The sequence below is a fragment of the Paraburkholderia sp. genome (genome assembly GCF_036488505.1).
GTDB lineage: Bacteria > Pseudomonadota > Gammaproteobacteria > Burkholderiales > Burkholderiaceae > Paraburkholderia.
In genome coordinates, this window is the sequence record NZ_DASXHN010000023.1 from 1 (window position 1) to 14,257 (window position 14,257).

Below are 14,257 nucleotides of genomic sequence, written 5' to 3' on the forward strand. Positions count from 1 at the left end.
GCAAGGCTTCGCCGAATCCATGTCGGGCGACGGACACGAGATCGTCAATCGCGTGGTGTCGTTCGCTTTCGTCGCCGCCAATGAGGAGGTCGCGTCGCGGCTCGCGCTCGAACCCGGGGCGACGGTTGCGGAGATTCATCGGGTGCGCCTGGTCAATCGCGAGCCCACGTCGTACGAAATCACCTTCGTGCCGCAAGCGCTCGGCAAGAAGCTCCAACGCGCTGACCTCGCCACGCGCGATATCTTCCTGATTCTCGAGAACGACTGCGGCATCGCGTTGGGCAGCGCCGATCTGAGCATCGACGCGATTCCGGCGCGTGCTCCCGTCACGCGCGCGCTCGAACTGAAGAAAGACGCGCCGGTGCTGCGTGTCGAACGACTCACGTACGACAGCGACCGTCAGCCGATCGACTTCGAGTACCTCTATTTCAAGGGCGGCACGTTCCAGTACCGGTTGCGCGTGGACCGCAAGCGTTCGGCAAAGGCGCCCCGCAAGTGAGCTCCGAAAGTTTCTGCCAGCCTCCCGCGTCATCGCGATTGTTCATGTGACATAGGTCGCTCCGTACGTCACAACGAATCGCGTTCTTGCAGCAGAACCAGCTAACTGGACGAATCGACATCGTGCCTGAATCGGCGGCGCTGCGCGGTATCGGTGATGCAAGCCTCGACCCGCTGAACGAACTCGTCGAAATTCGCCGCACGCGTCGCCTCGCGACTGGCGATCATCTTCGCAATCGGGCCCAGATAGACAGCCAGTTTGACCGCGACCGCATCGATGCTCTGTTGATCGATCGCACTGGCCGTTGGCGCGCCCGGGGCGGGCGCGGATGGCACCGGTGATACAACGGGCGCAGCCGTCGCGACGCGTGCGGACCGCGATGACGACGTCGTCATCGGAAGATCCGGCAAGCCGGCTGTCAGCCGCGCGAAGGCCTGCTCGAAGCGGTGCCGCGCCGTGTCGGGCAACCCCGCCGCCAGTTGTGCGCCAAGCGCGGGAAGATCGTTCGCTTGCGCGGCCGCGCGTCGCACCAGAAGACTCGCGAGCGGGCCAATGTGTTGCGCGAGGTGTCGTTCGATGCGCTCCAGGGTCTCAGGCGTCCAACGCAGCGGCGCCGCAGGCACAGACGCAGGCACAGGCGCAGATGGATTGCCGCCATCCGTCGCACCCGTTGATAAAGCCGCAGACGGCGTCACGATCGTCAGGTCGCCGTCGGTTGAATCGGCCGCAATGGTCGACGACCGCAAGCTCGCGAGCCATTGCGCAGCCGAACCGAAACGGTCTGCTGGCTGCCTCGCAAGTGCCTTCGCGACCATCGCGTCGATCGCCGACGGCAATGCCGAGACGATTTCCGAGGGCCGCACCGGCGTGTCCTTCAGGATCTGCTGCCTGATAGTCGCCGGCGAGCCGACGAACGGCTGCCGCCCGGTCAGCATCCGGTACAGCACGACGCCGGCCGAGAACAGGTCCGAGCGGGCATCGACCCATTCGCCCTCGAATTGCTCGGGCGACATGAAGCTCGGTGTGCCGATGATCAAGCCGAACGAGGTCGCGCACGAGCCGACGCGCGCGACGCCAAAATCTGCGACCTTCAGAAGCCCCGCCGCGGTGACGAGCAGGTTCGCAGGCTTGATATCCCGATGCACGACGCCGGCCTCGTGCGCATACGCGAGCGCGGCAAGCAGTTGCGCGAGCCAGTGGAGCGCGTCCGACAGCGGCAGCGGGTGACCGGGCAACAGCAACCTGTCCAGGCCATGCCCGTCGACATACTCCATCACGATATAGGCCGTGCTGTCGTCTTCGCCGAAGTCATGAACCGTGACGATGTTCGGATGCGCCAGCCGGCCGGCTGCGCGCGCCTCGTTGCGAAAGCGCAGCAGCATGTCGCCGCTACTGTCCTCGCTGGCGAGCAGTTCGCGACGCACGGTTTTCAGCGCAACCGGTCTTTCCAGGTGCGGATCGAACGCGAGGTAGACGACGCCCATCGCTCCCTGACCCAGCACGCGGTCGATGCGGTACTTGCCGATACACGCAGGCGTTGCTTCGTTGCTCATTCGACTCCCGATCGAGCGAGCCTGCGCGTCGCGCTCCGGCGCCTCTTCATCTACGGCCCCCTGCAAGTGTGCTCAGCTGAAAGCGGCGGCCCGAGCCGCCACGCAAGCTTACGCGCCGAGCATCCTCAACGCTTCGACGAGACTGGTTCTCATGCGGTTGAACGAGACGGCGAGCGACGCGATTTCGTCGCCGCCACGCGTCGAAAACGCTGCCGTGTCGAGCTTGCCGAGGCTGACTTCGTCGGCCGTGCGCGACAGTGCGGTGAGCCGCTTCGTCACGAGGAAATGTACCATCAGATTCAGCGCGATCAGCGTGCAGCCGAACACCGCGGCGAACGACGCCATGAACGTGCGCCAGACCGTGCGCGCATGCTCCAGCGGCAGCGACATCGGCACCGACACGACCTGCGCGCCGATCGTTTCATGCAAAGGCCAGTTGAAGCCGTTCGCCGGCCCGTACTTGTCAAGCATCGTGCGCGGCGCAGCGGCGGGCGTGCTGTGGCATTCGAGGCAGGCGGCCGAGTCGATGCGGGTCGGCCGCGCGATGTAAAGGCTGGGGCCCGACGGCGTCGCGCGCTCGCCAATCAGTTCGGGCAACTCCGGGTGATCGTGAAGGCGCCGGATGACATCGGTCTCCCAGTCCGTGGCACGGTCGCGCGGGTTGGTCGGATCGAGCATCGCGTGCTTGTACGAGAACCCGGGAAACTTCTTCTCGATCGCGAGCAGGCTCTCGATGGCGGAATACGCGGGGATCGACTGCGGCACGAACGCGTACTTGATCTGCGTGGCAAGAAGCGGCGTGACCTGGTCGGACGTGTAGTTGTGCACCGCGGTCGCGGCTTCGATCATCAGGCTCGCGTCGCGCACGGTCGTCTGCACTGCGTTTTCCTGCAACACGCGCTCGGCCACGATACCCGTAGCGGCGAATCCCGCGGCGAACACGGCGAGGAAAGCGAGATTGAACTTCACGGTCAACGAGAGGTTCATGGCTGCTCCATGCGAATGGTGTGCAACGGCGTCAACGCCTGGCGGTGCATCGCGCGTCAATGGGCATCGGTGTCGTCCGACTTGGGTTCGTGCTGCGAGTCCGCGCCCGCGTCGGGCGGCGGACGCGCTGGCGGCGGCGCTTGCGCGGCCCTTTTGCGTGGTTCGGCCGATGGGCGTGGCGGCGGGTGCAGAATCGGCCGCCATTCCGGCAACACGTCCAGATGAGCGTCGACCTGCGCGCGGAAGGCTGCTGTTTTCAGGCGCGGAACAAAGCGTTTGACGAACGTGCCACGCTCGCTGACGCTGCTCGTGAGCCAGTCGGAAACGTCGGCATAGTCGACCGCGCGCAGCGGCGCCTGAAGCTCGTGCGTGCCCGCGAGCCGCCCCGCTACGCCGACGAGCGCATCCCGAAAGCCGGGCGGTATGGCGCCGACGAACTCCGCGGACGGCCGGGCTTGCGCGCGCAGCGGCTCGTCCGCATGGCGCTCCAGATACTGGCCCGCGTGCAAGGTTTGCCTGGCCTCTGCGGCCGGCGCGCGAACGGGGGCAATCGCGTCATCACCGGACTCAGCGAAGATCGCGGCGCGTTCAGCGCTGGCCGTCGCGACGACTGACCACCGCCCATTGCTCGCGGGCGTGACGTCAAGCCCGCGAAGTTCGATCAAAAGCGGTGGTTGTGCGGCCGCGCTCGCGCTGCAGCTGGCCTTGAGCCAGCCGCTGAGCATCGTGATACGCACCGGTCCCGCCGCCGCATGTTGCAGCGCCGGCTGCGTTTTGAGCAGCACCTGGGTTTGCGGCCCGAGTGCGATCACGGTGCCTGAACCGTCTTCGAGTTGTGCGGATTTGCCGGCGCCGGTTTCGATGATGTCGTCGTCGCGCAGCTTTGCGCCCTCGCCCGTCCGATACAGCGAAGCGCCGCGGATCACCGTCACCGGACTGTCGGCGTATGCGATCACGATGTCCGCATGGGCGAGCGGCACCGCCGACGCAAACAGCGCCAATGCGCCGCCCGCGCGTGCACGCAGCAAGGCTGACATCAGCATGACGAGGAAACGGCGTTCGGATGGCATCATCGGGGTCCGTGACGACGGTGTCTGCGGTACGTTTATCGCAGACGGTCCGCTTCGTCGAGTGTCTCACTGACAATAGCCGATAAACAACGGATTTCCCCCAATTGCGGCGCGCCGCTTTCAACGAGACTGCGGCGCTTGGTGAGATTCATTCGCGCGATATATTCCGCCGCATTCACACCGGACGCGGACTGCCTCCAAACCGTTGCCGAAACCGCGCGTGAGTCAGGCGATCGCTAGGCGCGCGAGTTCGAAATCAGCTCGCTCACCGAAACCCATTCTTCCGTACCGACGTCGAGCAGACTCGCGAACTGCAAGCCGGTCATCGCGCCCGCGGAAATTCTCGCCGACGAAGGCGCGGCTGGCGATCCTTCGCTCCACCAGATAGCATGTCCCGTCGCCGCGGTCTGTTCGAGCAACGCGGTGAATTCGCCGGCGGATGCGTCATGTACGGCGAGCCGCCACGGCGTCGATGCACGGCCCTCGTTGAACAGGCTCCCGGCTCGCAACGCGGCGTCGAATTCGTCGAGCGTGAATTGCGGCGCCAGTGTCGCCAATGCCAGCGCCACCAGGCGGTCATACGATGCTTGCGCGCTGGCTAGTCGCCCGTGAAGGTCGGCAGCGTCGATGGCCTGAGCAATCGTGAACGGGAAATAGCGCCCCACCCGGTCCACGCCCGGCGTTAGAACGCCCGCCCACGCGCTCGGGCCGTACAGGCCCGCGCCCAGCGCAAAACACCACACAGGGGCATTCAGGTACAACTCGAGCCACTGCGCGCCAAAGCGCTGCCGCGCCAGCAACATGCCTTCCTGCAAGCTCGCGTCCCAACGGGTGACGAACTCGGCCGGCAAGCGCCGCGCGACGAAGTCGCCATGCGTGCGCACCTTGCCGAAGAAACCGGGCCCCGCTGTCAGCTCCCGTGCCAGCTCCGCGCTCATAGCCGGTCCGGACAGCGAAACTGCTCGAGCAAGCCGCGGCGAAACGGATTCACGATGCTGCTGGCGGCGAGTTCGAAGTCCGCGCGCCGGCCGTCCGATTCGAAACTCAGGCGAAAGCGGTCGGGCTGCGCGGTGGGCTGCAGATGCGCGGCGTCCATCAGATGCAGCAGCGCCCACGGGCCATCGGCGCGCGCCGCCGGTGCGCTGCCCGCCGGCGTGAACTCGACATGCGCGTCGCCGGTGCCCTTGCCGCTCGGCCATTGGAACATCATCGATTGCGCCGCGCCGGGTTTGACGACCATTTGCTGCCCGTCGATATCGAGCGTGAACTGGGTGATCGCCGGATCGATATTGAGCGGCTTCACGTCGAAGCGCACCGACACGTCGCGGCCGCCGGCCCGGAAGAACGCATCGCGGATCTGCGCCGCGCGCTGGAACTGGCCGAGCACGTCGACAGGGATGCCGAGCGTATCGGCACCGCTGCGCCAGCGCCATTGTGGTCCCGACATGTCGACCAGCGTGGCCAGGTTCTTCCGGAAGAAATCGTCGATCAGACCGCCCGGGCTCAGCAGCCTGCCAAAATCGTCGGGCGCGACCTCGCGCGTGGACCCGCGCACGAGCGGATAACGGCCGTCGAGCGCCTGCCGGCACAGTTGCGCGACGTTCGCCTGCCATAAGCCGTTCAGGCGCGCTCGTTCTCCGCCAACCATCAGCGACCCCGCCCCACTGGCGACGTTGGTGGCCACCGTCGCGAGCGGTGGCGGAGCCGCCTGCGCGACCAGCTCGAGCTTGTTCAACGCGTCGCCGGGCGGCGCGGCCAAGCCCTGACGGCGCGCCGCGTCCGCGGCCTCCAGATAGCTGGCCGCGTCCTTCAGCGCGGCAAGCTGCGTGTCCAGTGGGATCGCGCCCTGCGCGCCGGGTTTGCCGGCGAGTTCATGCAGCGCCTGGAAATGCGCGTCGACTGGATTCAGTTCGGCCGGCGCGGGCGGCGCCGCGTCTTCCGGCTGATTGCCGAGCGCGCTCTCGAGACGCTTTCTGGCCGCATCGAGCTTGCCGGTCAGCGCGGCAACGCCCTGCTGCGCCGGCGAAGCGCCCGTTTTGCCGTTGCCCAGCGTGGTTTCCTGAGCCGCCGCAAGCATCAGCGAGCGCAACGGCGAGTCGGCCCCCGCGAGCAGATTAGCCACGCGCGCACCCTGGTCCACGCTGTCGAACGGCACCACGTCGATATCGTTGAGCAGCGCATCCCATTGGCGGATGTACTCGTCGTAGTAAAGCCGTGTGATGCCAGCCTTCAGATCCTCGACACCGGTCGGCGTCGACACGGATTCCTGACGACCGAGCACCCAATCGTCCTTCGCGATATCGATCACCGCTTCGTCGCGCAACTGACCGAACTTCTGATAGCCAGCACGGGTGTACGCACCGGAAACACCGCGCGTCAACGGCGCGCCGCTCTTGCGCACGAGCACTAGCGCGGCATTGCGCCCCGCCGCGTTGGCGACGCTGAATTCCTGCGGTGCGCTCTGTTCGAGCTCGCGCTTGACGCGGTTGAACAGACGCTGGGTCAGCGGCATTTTGGCGAGCGTGGCGCGCGCCTGCGCGATCAGATCCTTGTCCAGCGGCAGCGAAGCATCGAAGCGCGCGGGCTGGAACAGCGCGGCAAGGTGGCCGTCGATATCGTTGCGCTGAGCGTCGCTCGCATCGCGCAACGGCCCGCGGCGCCAGTCGACATCCGCCCACAGACGCACCGAGTCGGCGTCGTAATGCACGGAATCGCCCAGCATCAGGTATGCGCGCAAGACTTCATACTGGAAGTCCGGATTGTTCGCGTCGCCGCGGCGCAATTCATCTTCCATGCGGCTGACGACGAGCGGCAGCAGGGTCTGCCGCAACAGCCGCCGATAGCTGGTCTGCGCTTCGAGGCCGAGCTTGTCGCCTTGATAAAGGCCCAGGCGCGACAGCCACGGCACGCTTTTGTCGCGTTCCGCATAACCGCCTGGAAGGTCGCGCGCGGCATTGAGCAGCGGCAACAGCGCAAGCGGGTTGTCGCCGGGCTGCGTCGTCTGCGCGAGCTTCTGTAGCTCCGCGACATGGCGTTGAACCTCGGCGACATAAGCGCGGTTGCGTTGATAACTGACGAAGAACAGAACCAGCGCCAGCACGGTGACAGCGCCGATCGCCGCGAGCGCGGCGCGCTGGAACCACGCGCGGCGCCGCTCCAGTTTTTGGTTCACGCCGGCGAGCCCGGCTTCCTCGAAAATCACGCCGCGCAGCAGCCGCGTGATGAAATACGCGCGCCCGCTCGCCGGGTCCGGCACGACCACCTGTTGCTGCAAGCCGAGCGCGGAGGCGACCGCGCTCATCACGCGATCGATCGGCCGGCCCTGCTGGGTGCCGCTGGTGAAATACACGCCCCGCAGCAATGCGGACTGCTCGAAGCGGGAGGTACTAAAGGTTTCGTCGAGAAAGCCTTTCAGCACCGCTTGCAGACCGGCGAACTGCTGCGGAAATCCATACACGAGCGCGCGCCGCCGCACATCGGTCTCGCGCTGCATGCGGTTCAGCACGCGGGCTTGCAACTGCTTTTCCAATGCGTCGAATTCGGCGGGAAAGGCAGCCAGTGCGTCGTCCGGCGAGCCTTGGCCGGTGAACGGAAACGTCACACCCCACACCTGTTCACGTTCGTCGCGGCCAAGATCGTCGAAGAATTCGACGAAACCTGAGAGAAGATCGCACTGGGTCACGATCACGTAGACCGGGAAGCGCATGCCAAGCTGGCCGTACAGCTCCTTGAGCCGTTCGCGCACGGCTTGCGCCTGCTGCGCGCGTTGCAGGTCGGACAGTTGCAGCAGGTCACGCGTCGACAACGCGACGATCACGCCATTCAGCGGCCGGCGCGGACGATACTTGCGCAGCAGTCGCAGGAAGCCGGCCCACGCGGCCTGATCGGCTTCGGCGAAACTATCCTGGGTGGTGAAGCGGCCCGCGGTATCGAGCAGCACCGCATCGTCGGTGAACCACCAGTCGCAATTGCGTGTGCCGCCCACGCCGCCGATCGACTGTCTGCCGAGCCGGTCGGCCAGCGGAAACTTGAGCCCGGAGTTCAACAGCGCAGTGGTCTTGCCCGTACCGGGCGCGCCGACGAACATGTACCACGGCAACTGATAGACATACTGGCTGCCGAAACGGCCCTTGACCCGCGCGCTGCGCAACGTCGCCATCGCAGCTTCGAAACGCTGTTTCAACGCGGCGATGTCGGCCTCGGATTCTTTCTTGCCGGGCGCGGGCTCGGCCGGTCCTTCTCCGACCACGCGGGTGAATCTGATGTTGGCGACGCGCACCGCGATCCAGCGCGCGAGCCAGTACAGCGCCCATACCAGCAGCAACACGATGATCACGGTCGTGCGGCTGCCGGCGCTTTCGAGCGGCTCATGGCCCGCGTACGCGACGAGCGGCCCCTCGACCCACACGATCAGCGACAGTGCGAGCACGCCGAGCAACGACAGCACGATCGTTTTTCGCAGCCAGCCAAACATTTTCATCACCGGCTCCCCTCTGCCACCCGCCACGAATCCGTCACCGAGATGTTCACGATGCCGCTCCCGGCGCCAGCACCGTGATATCGACGCGGCGGTTACGTGCGCGATTCGCGGCGCTGTCGTTGGGAGCGATCGGCTCGGCATCGCCGCGCCCCTCGGCGCTGAAACGGCCGGGGCTGCCGACCCGGGCCGCGAGCAGGTCGCGCACCGCTTCGGCGCGCGCCTGCGACAGATGCCAGTTCGACGGGAAGCGGGCGGACAGGACTCGCTGGTTATCGGTATGGCCGGCGACCACCACATTGCCCGGCACTTCCTTCAACGCGTCGCCGATACGCTGCACGAGCGGCACGAAACCCGCGGCCAGCTCAGCACTGCCCGACGCGAACAGGCCGTCGCCATTGATCGTGACGACGGTCCGATCGGGCAACTCCGAGACCTGCACGAGACCGCGGGCGATTTCAGGCGCGAGGAACTGCGACAGCTTCGGTGCGGGTTTGGGCGCCCCCGCCAGTTTCGACGCGAGCGCGGGAGCCGGCGCAACCCGGATGCCGTGCAGCGCTTCGAACACGCGGTCGGACATATCGTTGAGTCTGAAGCTCAACACCAGATGAACGACCACCAGCACGACGCACGCGAGCGCCGCGGCCACCCACAACGGCAGGAGTTGCAATAACGGCTTGCGCTCGACCTTGACCGGCAGCCAGTGCGGCGACAGATCGCGTTCGGCCGCGCCGCGCTGGCCGCGAATCATCTGTTCGAGGCGTTCGCGGATCGTGTCGAGCTGCGTGCGGCCACCGTCGATCAGACGGTAGCGTCCTTCGAAGCCGAGACTGAGCACCACGTAGAGCAATTCGAGCACGTCGAGGTTGCCCGCGGGGTTCTGCGCGAGACGCTGCAGGATCAGGAAAAACCGCTCACCTCCCGAAGCCTCGTTATGGAACGTCACCAGCAGGCTGCGACTGCCCCACAAGCCCGCGCCCCACGGCGTGCTGGCGATCGCTTCATCAAGGAAGGTGCACAGGCAGTAGCGCGAAGCGCCCAGCTTTTCGTCATCGATGCCGTTGGCGCGGCCTTGCGCCTCGAAGCTGCGCACCATCTGCATCAACTGATTGCGCAGATCTTCGACATTCGGATGGGTCGGCAACTGCCGCAACGGCAGCGCCAGTTCGATCAGCGGATTGGCCGCGCGCAACAGCGGATTGAGACCGCCGTCCGCGCGCAGCATCGGCACGGGCGTCGCCGCGGCCGTCGTGAATGCCGCCCGCGCGCCGCCGGGTGTCGGAATCAGAATCGTCGCGCCGGGATCGTCGGCGGCACCACGCAGTTCGTCAGGGCTCACGATGAACTTCCTCAATCAATGCATCAGCGGCGAATGGCCCAGAACTCCATCGTCAGCCCGGGAAAGTCACCGGCGACGTGCAGCGCCATGCCGGCCGAACTCGGGAACTGCTTCCACAGTTCGTTGCCGCGATCGAGTTCGAAGTAGGTGAAGCCCGCATGAAACGGCAACTGCCGGGGCGCCACGGGCAACGCGCGCAGGCCGACGCCCGGCAATTGCAGATTGACGAGATCTCGAATGCGTTCGATCGGTCCGATCTTCACCTGCGGCGCGAAGCCGGTCAGGATGTGCTCGGCCGGCATCTGCGCACGCACCGCGAGCACGAAGCTGGCGCCGGCAAACAGCGTCTTGTCCGGCACGATCGCCACGCGCACGCCGAACTTGCGCTCTTCGAGCGGGATCGCCACCGCGTGCGGGTCCATCACCGTGCTCAGCGACGCGCGAATATCGTCGATCACCGGCGCGAAGGTCTCGCGCAACGCTTCATGGCGATAGACCGGATACGCCGGCGGGCGCTTCGAGGCCTGACTGAAGGTCGCGAGCTCGCCGGCCAGTTGCACCGCCACCTGGTAGAGCGCTTCGGGATGCAGACCCGTCATCGTCGATAAATGCGCGGCCAATGGTTCGTTCCGGTTGATCAGTTGCAGCAACAGGAAGTCGGCCACCTCCGCGACCCCCGTCACGCCCGGCTGCGCAAGGCGTGCGGCCAGTGCTTCGCCGCGTTGGTGCAGCAGGCCCACGAGGTCGTCGACGAATGCCGCGAGTCGGCGCGCGACCCGATAGTCGAGACACGGCGGGCTGTAGTCGTGTTCGAGCACGACACGGTTGTCGGGCAGACGCTCGAGCACGCGCGCGACGCCGAGCGTCGCGTACGCATTCGCCACGTCGGCCGCGAGCGCGAGGCGCACGCGCAGTTTGCCGATCTGCAGCAGCGCCGCGCCCGCATTCGGATCGTTGCTGTCGCTCACGTCCAATTCGGCGATACGGTGTCGCGCGAAGTTTTCCTCGCTCGCTTCGTTGCCGGTTTCGGCGACACCCGGCCTGCGCACCGGCAACGCTAATTGGACCAGCATGTTGCGCGTGCTTTCGGGAATCTCGAGCGGCTCGGGCAGGTCATCGTCGACGGGCAGATCGAAGGGCGTGCCATCCGGCATCACGCCGGCGCATGACAGCAGCGCGAGCTTGCCGAGCTTGAGCAGCGACTCGTCGATTTCCAGCGCGGTGAAGCCCCAACTGTACGGACGCAGGCCGGCAGCGCGCGTCTCCAATTGCCGCTGCAGATAGCGGTCATGCTGCTGCAAGTGCTGGGGCTGAAGAAACATCCCCTCCGACCAGATGACTTTGCTGTTCCAGGACATGTTGTCTCGTTCAAAAGTATCTAGTTGGGATCGACGGGATGCTTCGGCTCACGGCCGCGAGCCGCGCGCAGTGCCTCGATCTGAGCCTCGTACGCGTCATTGAACGCCTGACCGAAGAGCTTCTGGAAGTCGTCGCCGGCTTCGCGCGTGACGGCACCGTGCAAGTCGACGAACAGGTCCCACAGCTTCGCCTTGCGATTGGACAGCATTTTTTCGAGCGCACCGGGGTCTTTCAACCCGGCTTCGATCGACGCGGGATCGAAGCGGCCCAGCACCTGCGCGAGCGCCGCGCGCATGCCGGCGAGCACCGCGAGCTCATGCGCGTCGATATCGTCGAACGCGCGCCTGAGCGCCTCGCCGGGCGGCAGATAGCCCGCCGAACGGCCGGTCAGCATCTGCGCGAGCGCACTGTCGACGTCCGGGAAAAATTTGAGCGGATTGTTGTCGCGCGCGACGATCATCGTCGTGTCGAGGCGCGCTTCGCGTTTGGTCATCGAGCGTGCGCGCAGCACGCCCATCGTGCCGCGCAGCGCTTCGCGCAGCATCGCGCCGACGAGCCGCGCGAACTCCGGCTCGGGCAGGTTAGGCGCACGCGACGGGTCGAGGCCGAGGCCTTCGAGCAGTGCTTGCAAGGTGGCGGCGCTCTGGCGCGCTGCCGTGGCGGCAGCGCGACGAAACGGGGGCGTCTCTTCGATTCCCGGTGGCGCGGAAGCGGGCGCTGTGAGCGGCGCAGGCTGCGGATCGGGCGGCAACACTGGCTGTGCGGGCGGAGAGGGGTCCGGTATCACCGTAGGCATCGCGGCAGGCATCGCGAGCCGTGCGCTGGCGGCTTGCGGCACGATCACCGGCACGACCGGCACCGCAGGCACCACCGAGCCCGCAGGCGCCGATGACGCGGACGGCGTCGACGGCGTTCCGAACAGATCATCGAACGGCGTCACCGCGGCACCTGCCGCGCCGGGATCGAGCAATCCCGGGGGCAAGCCGGTCGGGCCGCCCATAGGCGCGGTCGCCGGGGCAGGCTCGCTGGACCATTCCGCCATCTCGTGCGGAGGATGCGGTGGGCCAGGCGATGCGTTGCCCGCCTGCGCAGGCGTTTCCCACTGCGCCAACGCATCCGCGAGCGGATCGTAGTCGGCCGGAATGCCGCCCGTGTGCGTTGCCGGCCTGCCGGGATCGTGCCGAGGCGTTGGCGGCACCGCAAACGCCTGCAACTCCGGCGACACATGATCGCTCTGCGAACCTGCAAAGCCCGGCCGCGAGGAAATTCGCTGCGCTTCACCGAAGCCCGGCTGGCCGAGCGGGTCGAGCGCACCGATTCGCAGCACGTCGCGTTGCGAATCGGCCGGCAGCGGACCACCGAGCACCTGCGCGGCACTGAGCGGATCACGGCCGCCCATGGGACTGTGCACGCCCGCCGTCTGCTCGCCGATCGATACCTCGATCAGATACGGACCGATCCGCAGACGGTCGCCATCCGCGAGTCTCGCCTCGCGCGTGCCGCCGAGCGCGCGCTGATTCAACACGCTGGGATTGCCGCCCAGATCGCACAGCAGATAATCGCCGCCGCGGAATTCGACGCGCGCGTGAACGCGCGAGATCGCGCGCTGTTGATCGGGTAGCGCGAGCGTGCAGTCGTTGGCCCGGCCAATCGTGCCGCCGGCGGGGCCGAACGCGATCGCGATCGGCTCGGCGAGCGTCTCGTCGTTGAATCGCACAACCCGCAGCGAAAGAATCGGATAGTTCACTTGGCTCACCACGACCGGTCAGATGCATCACTCACGATTTGATTTTCCTGGTTCCGTCGTCGGCGTCTTTGGGCGCGCTCGGCGCGCTCGGCGACGAGCCGCTGCCGGAGCCCGCCGCGCCGCCCGAATTGAGCAGGATCGGTGCGCCCGACACCGCCACGCTCTCCGGGCCGACGACCACGAACGCGCCGCCCGCCTTCAGCGTAATGCTCGCGCCGGCTTCGATCACGATGTTCATGCCCGCCTTGATATGGACGTTCATGCCGGCGTCGATCGCATAGTCCGTCCCGACTTTCTCGTGCAGCTTCTGCCCGACCTTCAGCGATGCATTGCCATCGACCTGCGCGTTCTGGTCGCCCGTGACCGCGTCGTGGCGTGCGCCGGTGATCGCCACGAACTCGTTGCCGCTCACTTTCAGATGCCGATCGTTGCCGACATTGCTCAGCATGTCGTTCTTCACCCACGTCTCGTGGTCCCGCTCGGCGTGGAAGAACAATTGCTCGCCGCCTCGGTCGTCGTCGAAACGCATTTCATTGAAGCCGCCGCCGCCTTTGGTCGAATTGCTTTTCAGCGTCGTGAGCGACTGATTCGCCGGCAATTCGTACGGCGGCATCGTGGTCGCGTTGTACACGCAACCGGTCACGAGCGGCCGGTTCGGATCGCCCTCGACGAACTCGACGATCACCTCCTGACCGATCCGCGGCACGAACAGGGCGCCCCAGCGTTTGCCGGCCCAGCTCTGCGACACCCGCACCCAGCACCGCCTCGCGCGGGCCTCGGCATCGGCCGGCGGGGAGAACTGCTCCCAATGAAACTGCACCTTGATGCGGCCATATTTATCCGTGAGGATTTCTTCGCCGTCCGGGCCGACCACCATCGCCGTCTGCGGGCCCGCCACGGCCGGCTGGGGCGTGAGCCGCTCCGAGCGGAAGTGATTTTCCTTGCGCAGCGCCGTGAACGCGCAATCGAAAAACGCCAGCGAAGTATCGTGGCGCACCGTGGATACATAGACATCTGAATTGATTTCGTACGCAGCGCTGACCACGAGATAATCGTGGTTCTGAGCGTCACACGCGTGATGTTCGAGCTTGAACTGACCGCCCGGCCAGATGCCGCGCGCGCTCGATCGACCCGAAATGCTGTCGTAGCGCGCCTGACGGATCTCGACACCGACCTTCGCATACCGGTCGCCATCGCTGGACTGAACGTGGCCGCTCAGATGTTCC

The 14,257-nt window shown here is 66.3% G+C and carries 10 protein-coding genes; 1 reads left to right on the plus strand and 9 read right to left on the minus strand.

What is annotated here, in order from left to right; translation table 11 throughout:
- A partial coding sequence (locus VGH68_RS01475) for a GntR family transcriptional regulator (protein WP_331601731.1) occupies nucleotides 1–499 on the plus strand: 499 nt, incomplete at its 5' end.
- A 101-nt stretch (nucleotides 500–600) separates the two neighbouring features.
- Here VGH68_RS01475 and VGH68_RS01480 read toward each other — a convergent pair.
- From VGH68_RS01480 to VGH68_RS01520, 9 genes are all read right to left on the minus strand, one after another.
- The gene (locus VGH68_RS01480) at nucleotides 601–2,052 is read right to left on the minus strand and encodes a protein kinase domain-containing protein (RefSeq protein ID WP_331601732.1); all 1,452 of its coding nucleotides are present in this window, start codon (nucleotides 2,050–2,052) and stop codon (nucleotides 601–603) included.
- A 108-nt stretch (nucleotides 2,053–2,160) separates the two neighbouring features.
- On the minus strand, nucleotides 2,161–3,039 hold the full coding sequence (locus tag VGH68_RS01485; RefSeq protein ID WP_331601733.1) for a c-type heme family protein: 879 nt from the start codon (nucleotides 3,037–3,039) through the stop codon (nucleotides 2,161–2,163).
- A gap of 56 nt (nucleotides 3,040–3,095) precedes the next feature.
- The gene (locus VGH68_RS01490; protein WP_331601734.1) at nucleotides 3,096–4,112 is read right to left on the minus strand and encodes a hypothetical protein; all 1,017 of its coding nucleotides are present in this window, start codon (nucleotides 4,110–4,112) and stop codon (nucleotides 3,096–3,098) included.
- A gap of 233 nt (nucleotides 4,113–4,345) precedes the next feature.
- Nucleotides 4,346–5,047, minus strand: coding sequence for a type VI secretion system-associated protein TagF (gene tagF, locus VGH68_RS01495; RefSeq protein ID WP_331601735.1), 702 nt, complete (start codon nucleotides 5,045–5,047; stop codon nucleotides 4,346–4,348).
- Entirely contained in the window at nucleotides 5,044–8,589 is a 3,546-nt protein-coding gene (gene tssM, locus VGH68_RS01500) for a type VI secretion system membrane subunit TssM (RefSeq protein WP_331601736.1), read from the minus strand. Before tssM ends, tagF begins: the two co-directional genes overlap by 4 nt.
- Before the next feature lie 46 nt (nucleotides 8,590–8,635).
- A complete protein-coding gene (locus VGH68_RS01505; RefSeq protein ID WP_331601737.1) occupies nucleotides 8,636–9,925 on the minus strand; it encodes a DotU family type VI secretion system protein in 1,290 nt (429 codons plus the stop codon).
- Nucleotides 9,926–9,948: 23 nt separating this feature from the next.
- Nucleotides 9,949–11,283: a type VI secretion system baseplate subunit TssK gene (tssK, locus tag VGH68_RS01510; protein WP_331601738.1), complete on the minus strand. Its 1,335-nt coding sequence runs from the start codon at nucleotides 11,281–11,283 to the stop codon at nucleotides 9,949–9,951.
- Between the two features lie 20 nt (nucleotides 11,284–11,303).
- Nucleotides 11,304–13,031 (minus strand): type VI secretion system-associated FHA domain protein TagH, encoded by a 1,728-nt coding sequence (gene tagH / locus VGH68_RS01515; RefSeq protein WP_331601739.1) that lies wholly within the window; start codon nucleotides 13,029–13,031, stop codon nucleotides 11,304–11,306.
- A gap of 31 nt (nucleotides 13,032–13,062) precedes the next feature.
- Nucleotides 13,063–14,257: type VI secretion system Vgr family protein (locus VGH68_RS01520; protein WP_331601740.1), on the minus strand; the 1,195-nt coding region annotated here is incomplete at its 5' end.